The organism is Stenotrophomonas acidaminiphila (genome assembly GCF_001431595.1).
Lineage (GTDB): Bacteria > Pseudomonadota > Gammaproteobacteria > Xanthomonadales > Xanthomonadaceae > Stenotrophomonas > Stenotrophomonas acidaminiphila.
In genome coordinates this window covers 48,331-63,245 of the sequence record NZ_LDJO01000021.1, presented here as the reverse complement: position 1 = coordinate 63,245, position 14,915 = coordinate 48,331, and the positions used below count along the sequence as shown (strand labels likewise).

Annotated in this window: 12 protein-coding genes; all 12 read left to right on the top strand. The window is 70.7% G+C overall.

What is annotated here, in order from left to right; translation table 11 throughout:
* Positions 1 to 3: 3 nt before the first annotated feature.
* The 12 genes from lysA (at position 4) to hglS (ending at position 14,813) form a co-directional block, all read left to right on the top strand.
* Positions 4 to 1,284 carry a diaminopimelate decarboxylase gene (lysA, locus tag ABB33_RS06430; RefSeq protein ID WP_225546670.1) on the top strand — a complete coding sequence of 427 codons (1,281 nt, stop codon included), beginning with the start codon at positions 4 to 6 and terminating at the stop codon, positions 1,282 to 1,284.
* Positions 1,281 to 2,123: an N-acetylmuramoyl-L-alanine amidase gene (locus ABB33_RS06425; protein WP_082595014.1), complete on the top strand. Its 843-nt coding sequence runs from the start codon at positions 1,281 to 1,283 to the stop codon at positions 2,121 to 2,123. The genes lysA and ABB33_RS06425 overlap by 4 nt, the downstream gene beginning before the upstream one ends.
* 17 nt (positions 2,124 to 2,140) lie before the next feature.
* A complete protein-coding gene (locus tag ABB33_RS06420) occupies positions 2,141 to 3,697 on the top strand; it encodes a serine hydrolase domain-containing protein (protein ID WP_056931551.1) in 1,557 nt (518 codons plus the stop codon).
* Between the two features lie 521 nt (positions 3,698 to 4,218).
* Positions 4,219 to 7,107 (top strand): TonB-dependent receptor domain-containing protein, encoded by a 2,889-nt coding sequence (locus ABB33_RS06415; protein ID WP_056931550.1) that lies wholly within the window; start codon positions 4,219 to 4,221, stop codon positions 7,105 to 7,107.
* Positions 7,108 to 7,250: 143 nt separating this feature from the next.
* The gene (locus tag ABB33_RS06410; protein ID WP_082595013.1) at positions 7,251 to 8,009 is read left to right on the top strand and encodes an N-acetylmuramoyl-L-alanine amidase; all 759 of its coding nucleotides are present in this window, start codon (positions 7,251 to 7,253) and stop codon (positions 8,007 to 8,009) included.
* Positions 8,010 to 8,067: 58 nt separating this feature from the next.
* Positions 8,068 to 10,107 carry an N-acetylmuramic acid 6-phosphate etherase family protein gene (locus tag ABB33_RS06405; RefSeq protein WP_056931549.1) on the top strand — a complete coding sequence of 680 codons (2,040 nt, stop codon included), beginning with the start codon at positions 8,068 to 8,070 and terminating at the stop codon, positions 10,105 to 10,107.
* 21 nt (positions 10,108 to 10,128) lie between these two features.
* The gene (locus ABB33_RS06400) at positions 10,129 to 10,833 is read left to right on the top strand and encodes a M15 family metallopeptidase (RefSeq protein ID WP_056931548.1); all 705 of its coding nucleotides are present in this window, start codon (positions 10,129 to 10,131) and stop codon (positions 10,831 to 10,833) included.
* Positions 10,834 to 10,956: 123 nt separating this feature from the next.
* The gene (locus ABB33_RS06395) at positions 10,957 to 11,337 is read left to right on the top strand and encodes a hypothetical protein (protein WP_056931547.1); all 381 of its coding nucleotides are present in this window, start codon (positions 10,957 to 10,959) and stop codon (positions 11,335 to 11,337) included.
* Between the two features lie 223 nt (positions 11,338 to 11,560).
* A complete protein-coding gene (locus tag ABB33_RS06390; RefSeq protein WP_056931546.1) occupies positions 11,561 to 11,899 on the top strand; it encodes a hypothetical protein in 339 nt (112 codons plus the stop codon).
* Positions 11,900 to 11,984: 85 nt separating this feature from the next.
* Positions 11,985 to 12,734 carry an HAD family hydrolase gene (locus ABB33_RS06385; protein WP_056931545.1) on the top strand — a complete coding sequence of 250 codons (750 nt, stop codon included), beginning with the start codon at positions 11,985 to 11,987 and terminating at the stop codon, positions 12,732 to 12,734.
* Positions 12,731 to 13,324, top strand: coding sequence for a hypothetical protein (locus tag ABB33_RS06380; RefSeq protein ID WP_225546671.1), 594 nt, complete (start codon positions 12,731 to 12,733; stop codon positions 13,322 to 13,324). The genes ABB33_RS06385 and ABB33_RS06380 overlap by 4 nt, the downstream gene beginning before the upstream one ends.
* A gap of 124 nt (positions 13,325 to 13,448) precedes the next feature.
* Entirely contained in the window at positions 13,449 to 14,813 is a 1,365-nt protein-coding gene (gene hglS, locus ABB33_RS06375; protein WP_056931544.1) for a 2-oxoadipate dioxygenase/decarboxylase HglS, read from the top strand.
* The last annotated feature ends 102 nt before the right edge of the window (positions 14,814 to 14,915 follow it).

The following is a 14,915-nucleotide window of genomic DNA, read 5'->3' as shown; positions in this document are numbered from 1 at the left end:
GCCTTGGATCAGGGATTCACACGAGATGACCACTGCGGTCTGCCGGAGGCGTTCCGGCAGGCCGATCTCCCCGCGCTGGCGGCCCGCGAAGGCACCCCGTTGTATGTCTATGCCGCGCCGGCCATCCGCCAGCGTGTGCGCGCGCTGCGCGAGGCGCTTTCGGGGCTGGACGCCGGCATCCGCTACGCGGTCAAGGCCAACGGCAACGGCGCGGTACTGCGCCTGTTGGCCGAGGAAGGCGCGGGCGCTGACATCGTGTCCGGTGGCGAACTGGAGCGCGCGCTGCGTGCCGGCATCGCCGCGGCCGACATCGTGTTCTCGGGCGTGGGCAAGTCCGACGCCGAGATCGCGCTGGCGCTGGACGTGGGCATCGGCCGCTTCAACATCGAATCGCGCGCCGAGCTCGACGCGATCCAGCGCATCGCCGCCGCGCGCGGCGTCACCGCGGTCGCATCGGTACGGATCAATCCCGACGTGGACGCCATGACCCACGCCAAGATCTCCACCGGCAAGGCGGAGAACAAGTTCGGCGTGTCCATCGCCGAGGCGCGCGTGTGGTTCGACGCGAAGGCGCAATGGCCCGACGTGCGCCTGGACGGGCTGCACATGCATATCGGCTCGCAGCTGCTGAGCCTGGAACCGGTGCGCGAGGCGCTGGCGCGCATGGCCGCGTTCTGGAAGGAGCTGGCCGCCGCCGGGCACGCCATCGCCAGCATCGACGTCGGTGGCGGGCTGGGCGTGCGCTATCGCGAAGGCGAGCAGGCGCCGGACGCGCGCGAGTATGCCGATGCGATCCGCCAGGCACTGGCCGGCTTCGGCGGGCGCATCCTGGTCGAGCCGGGCCGCTGGCTGGTTGCCGAGGCCGGTATCGTGCTGACCCGCGTGCTGCTGGAAAAGCACGGCCAGGCACGCCGGTTCCTGGTGCTGGACGCGGCGATGAACGACCTGCTGCGCCCCAGCCTGTACGACGCCTGGCACGACATCGTGCCGGTGGGCGCGGCGGCCGCGCGCGAGTCCGCCACCTACGACGTGGTCGGGCCGGTGTGCGAGACCGGCGATACCTTTGCCACCGCGCGCGAGCTGCCGCGCTGCGAGGCCGGCGACCTGGTGGCGATCCTCGGCGCCGGTGCCTACGGCGCCTCGATGGGGTCCACCTACAACTCGCGCCCGCTGCCGGCCGAGGTGCTGGTGGACGGCGACCGCTATGCGGTGGTGCGCCGCCGCCAGAGCCTGGATGAGATGCTGTCCGGCGAACAGCCGGCCAGTGACTGGAGGCGGACATGACGCATCGGAAAACCCGTGCTGCCCAGGCGCAGGCCGGTGGACGTGGGCCGGCCCAAGGCTGGGGTCCTGGGCTGCCGCGGCTGCTGGTTGCGCTGCTCCTGCTGGTGCTGCTGAGTGCCTGCGCGCACCGCAATCCGCTGGCCAGGTGGGAACGTTCGCCGAATTTCGATGCGCGACGCCCGGTGGTGGTGGTGCTGCACTACACCGCCGGCAACACCGCCGAGGGCAGCCTGCGCACGCTGCGGACCGCCAACAGCAACGGCCCGGTCAGCGCGCACTACCTGCTGGGCAAGGACGGCACGCTGTACCAGCTGGTGGACGAGCGCAGGCGCGCCTGGCATGCCGGCGACGGGCGCTGGGGCACCATCACCGATCTCAACTCGGCGTCGATCGGCATCGAGATCGACAACGACGGTTACAGCCCGTATCCGGATGTGCAGATCGAAAAGCTCATCGTGCTGCTCGACGACGTGACCCGGCGCCAGGGGATCCCGCGCCAGCAGGTCATCGGCCATGAGGACATGGCACCGGGGCGCAAGATCGACCCGGGCCCGCTGTTCCCCTGGAAGCGCCTGCACGAGGCCGGCTTCGGCATCTGGCCCGACCCGGCCGCCGGCGATCCGCCGCCGGAGTTCGACGGCTGGCTGGCGATGGCCGCCATCGGCTATCCGCTGGACGACCGTGCCAACGCCCTGCAGTCCTTCCGCCATCATTTCCGCGGCATGCGCAGCCAGGGCGCCGAGCTCGATGCCGAGGACCGGCGCATCCTGTACGGCCTGAGCCGGTCGCTGCTGCAGGCCCGGGCGCCGTCGGCGCCGACCACGACCGATACGCCGTAACGGCACGGAGCGCGTCGATGAAGCCGATCCTGCTCTGCCTCGCCCTGCTGCCGGGCATCGCCCACGCCGCCGCACCCGCCGCCGATGCCGATGCCGCGTTCTACGACACGGTGGTGCAGCAGGCCTTCGAGCATTACCACCTGCCGGGCCTGGCGGTCGGCGTGATCGAGGACGGCAAGGTGGTGCATGTCGCCACCCGCGGCGAGCTGGCCGCAGGCGAGGGACGGCACGTCGACGGCGACACGCTGTTCAAGATCGCCTCCAACACCAAGGCGATGACCGCGGCGGTGCTGGCGCGGCTGGTGCAGGCCGGGCGCCTGCGCTGGGACGATCCGGTGACCAGGTACCTGCCTGCGTTCCGCATGTACGACCCGTGGGTGACGCGCAACATGCAGGTCGGCGACCTGCTGATCCACAACAGCGGCCTGGGACTGGGCGCCGGCGACCTGATGCTGTGGCCGGAGCCCAATCACTTCACCCGCCAGGACATCATCGCCGGGCTGGCGCACCTCAAGCCGGCCGGCAGCTTCCGCGCCGACTACGCCTACGACAACCTGCTGTACGTGGTGGCCGGCGAGGTGGCCGCTGCTGCCGGCGGCATGTCCTACGCGGCGCTGGTGCGGCAGGAGATCTTCGTGCCGCTGGGCATGGACCGTTGCCAGGTCGGCGAATGGTCGCCGGCGAAGGCGGGCAATGTCGCCCAGCCGCATTACCGCAAGGACGGCCGCAACGTGGTGGTGGGACGCGATGGCGACGCCGCGTCCGACTTCCCGTCGATGGCCGCCGGCGGCGTGCGCTGCAGCCTCGATGACATGCTGCGCTGGATGCAGGCGCTGCTCGATCCGGCGCGGGCGCCGGGCTGGCTCGACGCCACCCAGCGCCGCGCGCTGTGGACCGCGCACATGCCGATGCCCATCGGCCAGCGCCTGCGCGACTGGGACAACACCCACTTCCTTGCCTACGGCTACGGCTGGCGCCTGTCGGACATGGACGGGCAATGGAAGGTGGCCCATACCGGCACGTTGTCGGGCATGTACTCGTCGCTGGCACTGCTGCCGGACCGGCGTGGCGGCGCGGTGATCCTGATCAATGGCGAGGGCGAGGACGCGCGCACCGCGCTGATGCAGGCCCTGCTCAAGCGCCAGACCGCGCCCGCCGCCGGCCATGACGTGCTGCACTACGCCGGGCTGCTGGAGCGGGAACGGGCGCAACGCCGCTCGGAAGGCCACGTGCGCCCGGTGCTGGCGCCGGCCGTCGCGGTCGCGGCACGTGAGTTCGGCGCCGATGCCGGGGTGTGGACCGACCCCTGGTTCGGACAGGTCATGCTGTGTCCGGCTGGCGCCGGCATCGCGTTCGCCGCGGTGAAATCGCCGGCCATGCGCGGCCAGGTCATGCGCTCGGCTGGCCGCCCCTGGGTGCAATGGCAGGGGCTGGGCGAAGATGCCGAGGCATGGCTGGAGTTTTCCGGCGAGGGTGCGCAGCGCATCCTGCGCATGCGCGCCATCGATCCGGATATCGACTTCAGCTACGACTACCCGGACCTGGAATTCCGCCGCGTCGGTGACTGCCCCTGAATGCGCGGGCGAAGCTGACGGCCGGCGCCAATGCCGGCCGCACGCCGGTCATGGCCATGCGATGGGCGGTGATGATGCCGCGGATGTTGTGCGGCGCATCACGAAAATATTTTATTTCCATAGCCTTGGGGTATGGGGAATAGTTTATTGACCGCCGGATTCAGCCCGTGTTAAACAGCTGTGAAACGGGGTTCGGACGGGGGCGCATGCGCCGGCCGTTTTTTCCGTCCGGGCCTCAGCGTCCCGGACGGGCAATCCCGGCGCTGGACAGGCCTGCAGTCGGGGCTTGGCATGTTGCAGGCCGGCAGACAAGGACGCTCCCCGGTGCGGTGCAACCATGGAAGGAGAGGAGAGGCACGGCCCCCGCCGCGGTGGCCGTGGATCCCGTTGCCTTGGCGGAATCGTGCCGCCCCCCTTGAGGATCGATGGATGGTCGCCGTACCCCCGCCAGCACGGATTGCAAGTGCGCCGGCATCGCTCCTGCAGCACCCACGTTACGCGCCCATTTCTGGAGAGAGAGCATGTCCGCAACCGCACGTCCCCCACGAATGCACCACCTGAGCGCCGCCCTGCTGCTGGCGCTCGGCAGCCCGCTGGCCGCGTTCGCGCAGTCCCAGCCCACGGCCGCCGCCGCGTCGCCCGAGGCGCGCACGCTCGACAAGATCGAAGTCACCGGCTCGCGCATCAAGCGCACCGATGTCGAGGCGGCGATGCCCGTCACCATCATCCAGAAGGCCGAGATCGAGGCCCAGGGCATCACGTCGGCCGAACAGCTGCTGCAGCAGCTCAACATCGCCAGCAGCGGCCCGGACAGCCTGGCCGCCAACAGCGGCGTCGCCCCCCCGGGCACCCGCGGCAACAACGGCGTGTCCGGCGCCAACCTGCGCGGACAGGGTGCCGACGCGACCCTGGTGCTGCTCAATGGCCGCCGCGTCGCCGCGCACGGCCTGGCGGGCCAGGTGGTCGACCTGAACTCGATCCCGTTCGCCGCGATCGAGCGCGTGGAAGTGCTGCGCGACGGCGCGTCGGCCGTGTACGGCACCGACGCCATCGGCGGCGTGATCAACTTCATCACCCGCAACAACTACCAGGGCATCACCCTCACCGCCGGTGCCGACGTGACCCAGGAAGGCGGCGGCAACATCTTCCACGGCAGCCTGCTGGGGGGCTGGGGCGACCTGGACAACGACCGCTGGAACGTCTGGGCCGCGGTCAACGTCAAGCAGAACAAGATCCTGCGCGGCAACCAGCGCGACTTCGTCAACAGCTTCCAGGCCGACCGCGGCCTGTCGCCGGATACCCGCGGCACGCCGTTCGCCAACATCGTCACCGGCACCGGCAGCATGATCGGCGGCGGCCTGAAGGACCCGGTCACCGGCCTCACCAAGACCACCATCAACACGTTGCGCCTGCCCGGCGGCGCCGGCTGCGAGAACGGCGGCGACATGATGGGCGACTACGGCGACAAGATCTGGGCCAGCCCCGGTGCCAGCTTCGGCTGCGCCTGGGACTACGGCCGCGCGCGCACCATCCAGCAGCCGGTGGACACGGTGCAGGGCATCGGCCGCGCCACCTTCAAGGTCGGCGAAAACCATGAGTTCTTCGCCGAGTTCATGGGCTCGAAGGTGACGTCCAAGCGCCAGTTCGAGGCGCAGCAGATCACCACCAGCATCAACGCCAGCGCCACCCAGCTCGATGCCTACGAGCTCAACGCCAACACCAAGGCGACCTACGACGCCATCTACAACCAGCTGCACGATTATTTCGGCAACCAGGCCAACCTGGTCTATGGCAGCCCCATTGCCTACCGCTGGCGCTGCGAAGTCTGCGGCCCGCGCCAGATCGAGACCACCACCAAGGCCTACCGCGCGCTGCTGGGCATGACCGGCAGCCTCGGCAGCTGGGATTACAACATCGGCCTGTCGCGCGCGCAGAGCAAGGCCGAGTCGATGACCGCCGGTGGCTACTACTACACCCCGCAGCTGAAGGCGGCATTGAAGAACGGCGTGCTCAACCCGTTCCTGATGCCGGGCCAGAGCCAGTCGCAGGCGGCCTACGACGCGCTGGCCGCGGCCGACGCAAGCGGCCTGCAGATCTACGAAGGCACCTCGACCATGACCACCTTCGACGCCAGCTTCAGCGGCAGCCTCGGCTTCCGCCTGTGGAGCGACAACGACGTGCAGGCGGCGGCGGGCGTGGACGTGCGCCGCGAGGAATACGAGTTCGGCGGCCCGGCCGAATGGGTGGCGGGCAACGCCTACGTGTTCGGTGTTCCCGGCGATGCCTCCAACTACATGTCGCCCAAGCAGCGCAACGTCAAGGCGGTGTTCGCCGAGGTCAACCTGCCGGTGGTCGACAGCCTGGAGGTCAACCTGGCCGTGCGCCACGACCGTTACGACGGCTTCGGCGGCACCACCAATCCGAAGTACTCGTTCAAGTGGCAGCCGATGGACTGGCTGGTGTTCCGCGGCTCCTACAGCACCGGCTTCAAGGTGCCTGATTTCGCCAAGCTGTTCCGCGGCGTCACCGAGACCCAGTACACCGGCCTGGACCTGGCCGACCCGGCGACCTGCCCGAAGGGCCAGTACAACCCGGACGTGGCCAACTGCAGCGAGCAGATCCGCCCGGACATCATCACCGGCGGCAATCCGAACCTGAAGCCGGAAGAGGCCGAACAGCGCAGCATCGGCTTCGTGATCGCGCCCAACGGCAACTTCAACGTCAGCGTCGACTGGTGGGAGATCGAGCGTACCAACACGATCCGCAGCGGCTTCAACCTGTCGACGATGACGGCCAACTACCCGCTGTACGCCTCCAACTTCATCCGCGACTCGGGCGGCAAGATCATTGCCATCGACCAGCGCTACATCAACACCGGCGGCACCCTGACCCGTGGCATCGAGCTGGACTCCAACGTGCGCGGCGACCTGGCCGGCGGTACCTGGAACATCCACCTCAACGGCAATTACCTGGACACGTTCAGGACCAAGACCTTCGACAGCCTGCCCTACAGCGACAACCTGGTCGGCGAGTACGAGCGCTACTACAACCTGCCGATCAGGTGGAAGCACACCGTCAGCGCCGGCTGGGCCAGGGGCGACTGGGCGCACACGCTGACCCAGGTGTACCGTGGCGGCTACAAGGACTGGAAGCCGGGCGGCGTCGTCAACGGCTACAACCCGCCGGCGTGGGACGGCAACGTCGATGCCTACATCACCTACAACTACAGCCTGACCTGGACCGGCATGGAGAACCTGAAGGCGACGTTCGGCATCCGCAACCTGCTCAACACCGATCCGCCGTTCACCGTCCGCTACCTGGACGACGGCGACGGCGCGGGCTGGGAAGCGCGCGTGGCCGACCCGCGCGGCCGTTCCTTCAACCTGCTGCTGGAGTACCGCTTCCAGTGACGCAACCGCGGGCCCGGTCTCCGGGCCCCTTTCGCCGCCGCCCGGCAACCGGCGGCGGCGAAGGCGCTTTCTTCGTGTTGTCGGCAGGCCGCACGCCGGCCCTGCCTTGATTCACGCACCACCGTCGTGCAAGCGAGGCGTTGATGAAGATGTCCACCAAGCTGTTGCTCCCGGCCGCGTTGCTGGCCCTGCTCACCGCCTGCGGCCACGCGCCGCCGCGCAACCCGCTGGCAGGCTGGGTGCCTTCGCCGAACCAGGACGTGCGCCGGCCCAACCTGATCGTCATCCACTTCACCGAGCAGGAATCGGTGCAGCAGAGCCTGGATACGCTGCGCGGCCGCAACAGTGGCGGCCCGGTCAGCGCGCATTACCTGATCGGCGCCGACGGCACGCGCTACCAGCTGGTCAGCGACGAGCGCCGCGCCTGGCATGCGGGTGCCGGCAGCTGGGGCCCGTTCACCGACCTCAACTCCGCCTCCATCGGCATCGAGCTGGACAACGACGGCAAGTCGCCGTTCGCCGAGGCGCAGGTGCAGAGCCTGCTGCTGCTGCTGGACGACCTGTGCACGCGCCTGCGCATCCCGCGCAGCCAGATCATCGGCCACCAGGACCTGGCGCCGACGCGCAAGCCCGACCCGGGCCCGCTGTTCCCGTGGAAGCGCCTGGCCGACGCCGGCTTCGGTCGTTGGCCGGCCGCCGATGCGCCGCCGGCACCGGACGGGTTCGACCCGTGGACCGCGCTGCGCCTGATCGGCTACCCGCTGGACGACCGCGCCGCCACCGTGCGCGCGTTCCGCAACCATTTCCGTGGCCAGGGCGGTACCGAGCTGGACGCCGAGGACCTGCGCATCCTGCATGCGCTGGCCACGCCCGCACCGGCCGCACCGGCCACCCACCGCTGAGGCCGGCCGCATGACTCGACCCAACCGTGCATCTTCCCCCCGTACCGGACGCATCGCCATGACGTTCGCCCTGAGCCTGGCCGCGATCAGCCCGGCTGCCCTCGCCGCCGATGGCACCGGTCGGCTGGGCCTGTCGCCGGCGCCGGCCTCCACCGAATTCGTGCAGCAGCGCACCCAGTTCCAGCTGCACACGCTGCTGACCGAACAGCGCCATCCCCGCACCTGGAACCTGAGCGAAGTGGCCGCGCACGATCCGGCGCAGGCACTGTCGCAGCTGTTCTCGGTCGACGAGGACGTGGCCCGCGCCTTCGCCGCGCTGGCCGATGATCCGCAGCGCATGGCCCGCCTGCATGCGGCCTCGGCGGCGGTGCAGCGCGCGCTGCGCGACGGCCACCGCATCTACTTCTATGGCACCGGCTCCACCGGGCGCCTGGCCGAAACGCTGGAGAGCGGCGTGTGGCGGCCGTTCTGGAAGCGCCTGCAGGCCGACCCGGCGTGGCCGCGCGTCGCCGCTGCGTTGCCGGCCGGCCTGGGCGAGCGCGTGCGCGGCGAGATCACCGGCGGCGACCGCGCGCTGATCAGCTCGCTGGAGGGCTTCGAGGACCTCCAGCTGATCGGTGCGCTGCAGATGCGCGATGACGGCATCAGCGCCGACGACGTGGTGTTCGCGGTGACCGAGGGAGGCGAGACCTCGGCGGTGATCGGCACCGCGCTGGCCGCCGCCGATGAGCGTGGCGCGGGTACCGACCGGGTCTGGTTCGTCTACAACAACCCGGACGAGGTGCTGCGCCCGTTCGAGCGCAGCCGTCGCGTGCTCGACGATGCGCGCATCCACAAGATCGCGCTGCCCACCGGCCCGCAGGCCATCACCGGGTCCACCCGCATGCAGGCCACCACCACCAGCCTGTACGCGCTGGGGCTGGTGCTGGAAGACGCGCTGCGCGCGCTGCTGCTGCCGCAGCTGGACGCGGCCGACGCACGGCGCCTGGGGCTGGATTCCAAGGACACCCTGGAGAGCCGCCTGCGCGGCTTCGCCGGCCTGCAGCGCAGCGTTGCGGCCAGCGCCCCGCAACTGGCGCAGTGGACCGTGCGCGAGGCCCAGGCCTATGCCGGTGGCCACCACGCCACCTACCTGGCCGGGCAGGCGCTGATGCCGGTGTTCGTGGACGTGACCGAACGCGCGCCGACGTTCCGGCTGGCGCCGCTGGACCGCACCGATACGACGCCGCCTGCGTCGTGGATCCGCGTCTGGGCGCCGGTGGCGACGCCGCAGGCGGCCTGGGACGCACTGCTGCACCGCCCGTTCCACGGGCTGGATGCCGCGCAGTACCGCCCGCAGTTCGAGCAGAAGGTGGACGACCCGGCGCTGCGTGCCACCGCGCTGCGCAGCCTGGAACGCGCCGGCGCCGAGCAGCAGGCCCTGTACGACCTGTCCTGGTCGCCGGCCAACCGCGAGCGGCTGCCGCCGCAGGCGGGCGACCTGGGCGTGCTGCTGCGCTATGCCGGCGAGCCGATGGATGCGCTGGCCCGGCAATGGTGGCAGGCGTTCGGCGACGCCGGCGCCGGCCGGCTGACCGTCACCGTGGGGCACGGCGCGGCCTCCGGCGATGCCGGCAAGGCGCTGGACGGCATGCCCCGCGACATCGCGCTGGAACTGCCGCAGGGCAACGATCCGCTCGGCCTGGACCGCACGCTGGCGCTGAAGATGCTGCTCAATGCGCATTCGACCGCGGTGATGGCGCGGCTCGGGCGCACCGTGGGCAACACCATGACCGCGGTGCAGCCGGGCAATCTCAAGCTGATCGGCCGTGCCACCTACCTGATCCAGTCGCACGTCAACGCCGTGCTCGATGGCAAGCGCTGGCGCGCGCAGCACGGTGCCACCGACCTGCTGGGCTATGCCGAGGCCAATGCCGTGCTGTACGAAGCGATCGACCAGCGCGCACGCCTGCCGGAGGCGGCGCAGCTGCCCGAGGTGGAACTGGCGATCGTCGCCGTGCTCGAACGCCTGGACAGCGGCAGGCCGCTGGACTGGGCCGGCGCCGCGCAGCTGCTGCGTGCCAAGGGCCTGAACGGCTATCTGCACGAGCGCACCTGAGCCATGCGCAGAGCCATTGCCATGAATCTCCGGTGTTGGATCGCGTTGCCTGCGCTGGCCGCCTGCGCCGCGGCGCAGGCGGCGGTGCCGGCGGTGTCCCCGGCCGCCACGCCGGCGCAGGCCGGCATGCTGGATGTCGCCACCCTGGCGCCCGGGTTCTCGCTGGACATGCGCTATGCCGGCAGCGACAACTTCACCGGCCGGCCGGTGCCCGGTTACGACGCGCCGCGCTGCTACCTGCTCGCGCCGGTCGCGCAGGCGCTGGCGCGCGTGCAGCGCACGCTGCAGGCGCAGGGCCACGCGCTGCGCCTGTACGACTGCTACCGCCCGGTACGCTCGGTGCAGTCGTTCGTCGCCTGGGCGCACGACCCGGCCGACCAGCAGGCCAAGGCCCGCTACTACCCGAACATCGACAAGAGCCGGTTGCTGGACGGCTACATCGCCGAGCATTCCGGCCACAGCCGCGGCGCCACCGTGGACCTGGGCCTGCTCGACTGCCGCCAGGGCGACTGCGTGGAACTGGACATGGGCACCGGCTTCGACCGGTTCGATCCGCTGGCGCATACCGACAGCCCGGACATCACTGCCCGGCAGCGCGACAATCGCCGGCTGCTGCTCGACGCGATGGGCGCCGAAGGCTTCGCCAACTACCCCATGGAATGGTGGCACTACACGTTCCGGCCCGAGCCGGCCCCCGATACCGCCTACGACTTCCCGGTGCGCTAGCGCGACCAGCGCCGCACCACGCGGCGCTGGTGTCGCCACGAAAGCCGCGTCGCGGCCGCCGCGCCTGCGGGCAGGATGCGGCCGGCTACACTGCGGTCTCCCCGTTGCCATGACCGGAAAACGATGAACCTGGAACTCCACTACGGCCTGCTGGGCTCGCTGGAAGCAGCCCTGATCGCGCTGGCGGTCGGTTTCGTGGTGTTCTTCCTGTGGTGGCAGGTGTGCCGTCGCACCGGCCTGTCGGCGGGCCATGCCATCGCCTGGCCGTGCCTGGCCGCGGTTGCCATCGGTGCCGGCGTGGACGGCTGGAACCTGTTCTACCTGGGCATGGTGCAGCTGGAGTCGCCGCTGTATGCGCGGCTGGCGCTGGCCGGTATCCACGATCCCGACCAGTTGGGGACGCGGGTGGTGCTGGAAGTCGCCGGTGCGCTGGTCGGCGTGGGGCTCGGATGGCGGGCGTTCAGCCCGCGCGTCGCCGCGGAAGGCGACACCCGCGGCGACTGACGCCGCCCGATCCACGCGGGCGTGCCGTGGATGGAACGCCCGAATGCATGGCTTACCTGCGGCTCACGCATCGCTAACCAGGGCGGTAGCGGCTTGCGCGCGTGCGTTGGTTAACACCGTGTCTGTGGCCGTTCCGCGGGGCGTGCGCGATTCAGGACGGGCCTGCGAGGGTGGCGGCGTGCGGAATCACCGCGCTTTCCAGAACCGCAGGAGGAACCCCCTGATGACCATTCGCAACCGCAACCCGCTGTTCGCCCTCGTCGCCGTCGCCGGTGCCGTGCTGGCCATGCCGGCCATGGCCCAGGACCCCAAGGCCGAGCAGGAACACCAGGCCCACGGGCAGGCGGCACAGACCGGGCAGGCCACCGCCGCCGACGCGGCGGCCGGCGGCACTGGCCAGTCGTGGGCCAGCCTGGACACCGACGGCGACGGCAGCATCAGCCGCGCCGAATCGCAGGCCCATGCCGGGCTGGCGCAGGTGTTCGACGCCGCCGATGCCGACAAGGACGGCAAGCTGACCCCGGACGAATACCGCACCTACAGCGCCTCGCAGCAGAAGTAACGCAGCGGCGGCGGTAACGCCATGTCCCCGGAGGAGCGGCCGCAGGCCGCTCCTTCCGCATGGGCCGGTTGCTATCCTGTGCGGCATGACATCCGCATCCCACGCTTCGGCACATTCCCCCGGCATCGGCCTGGTCGGCTTCGACGGTGACGACACGCTCTGGAAGAGCGAGGACTTCTACCGCCAGGCCGAACAGGAATTCGAGTCCATCCTCGGCCACTACGTCGACCTGCACGATGCCGGTACCGCGCAGCACCTGCTCAAGGTGGAGCGGCGCAACCTGGCGGTGTTCGGCTACGGCGCCAAGGGCATGACCCTGTCGATGATCGAAGCGGCCATCGAATTGACCGACGAGCGCATTTCCGCCGCGCACCTGCGCCAGATCGTCGAGATCGGCCGCCGCACCCTGCAGCACCCGGTGGAGGTGATCGACGGCGTGCGCGAGGCGGTGTCCGCCATCGCCGCACGCTGGCCGGTGGTACTCATCACCAAGGGCGACCTGTTCCACCAGGAACAGAAGATCGAACGTTCCGGGTTGCGCGACCTGTTCCCGCGCATCGAGATCGTCTCGGAAAAGGACCCGTCCACCTATGCCCGGGTGCTGGCCGAGTTCAACCTGCCGGCCGAGCGCTTCGTGATGGTCGGCAATTCGCTGCGCTCGGACATCGAGCCGGTGCTGGCGCTCGGCGGCTGGGGCGTGCACACCCCGTATGCGGTGACCTGGGCGCACGAGGCCGAGCACGGCGTGTCCAGCGACGAACCGCGCCTGCGCCTGGCCGATACCGCCTGGCAGTGGCCGCAGGCGGTGGCCGCGATCGAAGCGGCCGGGCGATGAACCGCAACGCGCGGCGCGCGCAGGCCGGGCCGCGGGTGGCGTGGCTGCGTGGTTGCCTGCCCGCGTTGCTCGCGTGTGTTTCCGCGGTGTCCGCCTTTCCCGGGGTGGCTGTGGCGCAGGAAGCCGCGGCGGCCCCGGCAGCGACCGCGCCTGCCTACGACCCGGGTACCGGCGACGCCTGGCTCGACCGCCAGCTGGCCGACGTCAACCGCTACGCCGAGCGCTACCCCGACGCCTTCATCGACGAGCTGGTGCGCTATGGCGGCGCGCGCCGCGGCTACGTCCAGGCGCTGATGCAGCAGCATGGCTGGGCGGCCGGCGACATCTGGTTCGCCTGCTTCTGGGGCCAGGCCATCGGTGCCAGCTGCCGCGAGCCGGTGCAGGCGCGCACCCGGCTCCCGGGCGAAGGCTGGAGAGCCGTGGTGGAAAGCCTGGCGGTGGCACCGGAGAACCTGCACTGGCGCGCGGTGCGCCACGCCCTGGTCGCCAGCTACGACCATTGGGACCGTCCGGTCCGGCTGGATGCGCTGCTGCAGCGCCAGCTCGGCGACCGCGCGCGGCGCGACGCGGCCGCCCGCGCACCGGACTGAGCGGCCGGGGCACCTCACGGCGGATGCGGCGACGGCACCGCGAAAGTAACCGATGCAATGGATGACCCCGCGGCCCCATCCGGGCGAAAATGGCGGTTTCCCCTGCCGCGCCGCGCGCCCCGCCATGACCGCCGACCGTTTCGTCTCGACCGACCACATCCGCAGCCTGTTCTCGCAGGCGATGTCGCACATGTACCGCACCGAGGTGCCGCTGTACGGCACCCTCGTGGAACTGGTCGGCGAGGTCAATGCCGGCGTGCTGGACGCGCAGCCGGAGCTGGCCGCGCAGATGCAGCGCAGCGGCGAGCGCGAGCGCCTGGACGTGGAGCGCCACGGCGCGATCCGGGTCGGTACCGCGCAGGAGCTGTCCACGCTGCGCCGCCTGTTCGCGGTGATGGGCATGCAGCCGGTGGGTTACTACGATCTGTCGGTGGCCGGCGTGCCGGTGCACTCCACCGCGTTCCGCCCGGTCGATGGCGAATCGCTCAACCGCAATCCGTTCCGCGTGTTCACCTCGCTGCTGCGGCTGGAGCTGATCGAGGACGAGGCACTGCGCGCGCAGGCGGCCGGGATCCTGTCGCGGCGCACGATCTTCACCCCGGGCGTGCTGCAGCTCATCGAGCAGTGCGAGCGCGATGGCGGCCTGTCCGGCGAGGACGCCTGGCGCTTCGTGGTCGAGGCGCTGGAAACCTTCCGCTGGCACAACGAGGCCACCGTGTCGCTGCAGACCTACCACGCCCTGCATGCCGCGCACCGGCTGGTGGCCGACGTGGTCAGCTTCCGCGGACCGCACATCAACCACCTGACCCCGCGCACCCTCGACATCGATGCCGCGCAGGCGGCGATGCAGGCGCGTGGCCTTGCCGCCAAGGCGGTCATCGAAGGCCCGCCGCGCCGCGCGTGCCCGATCCTGCTGCGCCAGACCAGCTTCAAGGCGCTGGAGGAACTGGTGCACTTCCCGTCGGGCGAGGACAACGCCGCCGGCACCCATACCGCGCGCTTCGGCGAGATCGAACAGCGCGGCCTGGCACTGACCCCCAAGGGCCGCGCGCTGTACGACGCGCTGCTGGCCCAGGCGCGCGACAACGGCGGCGCCGGCAGCACCGGTGGCGACTACATGCAGCGCCTGCAGGCGGCATTCGCCGGCTTCCCCGACGACCACGCCACCCTGCGCCGCGAGGGCCTGGGCTACTACCGCTACGTGCTGACCGATGCCGGCCGCGCGCTGCCGGCGGCCGAGCGCGGGCTGCCGGCCGAGGTACTGATCGAGCGTGGCCTGGCGGTCGCCGAACCCATCGTCTACGAGGACTTCCTGCCGGTCAGCGCCGCGGGCATCTTCCAGTCCAACCTGGGCGGCGAGGAGCAGCGCGCCTATGCGGCGCGCGCCAACCGCGAGGCGTTCGAGCAGGCGCTGGGGGCGACGGTAGCCGACGAGTTCGCGATCTACGAGCGCCTGCAGGCGGAATCGCTGGCGCAGTTGGTGGCCTGATCCATGGCGACGGGGCCGGCGCTGGACACGCCGGCTGCCGGCGCGGCTGTCCTTGCCCCTTCCGCTTGCGGCCTCCGTCCGCCGGCCACGTCGCTGCGGACG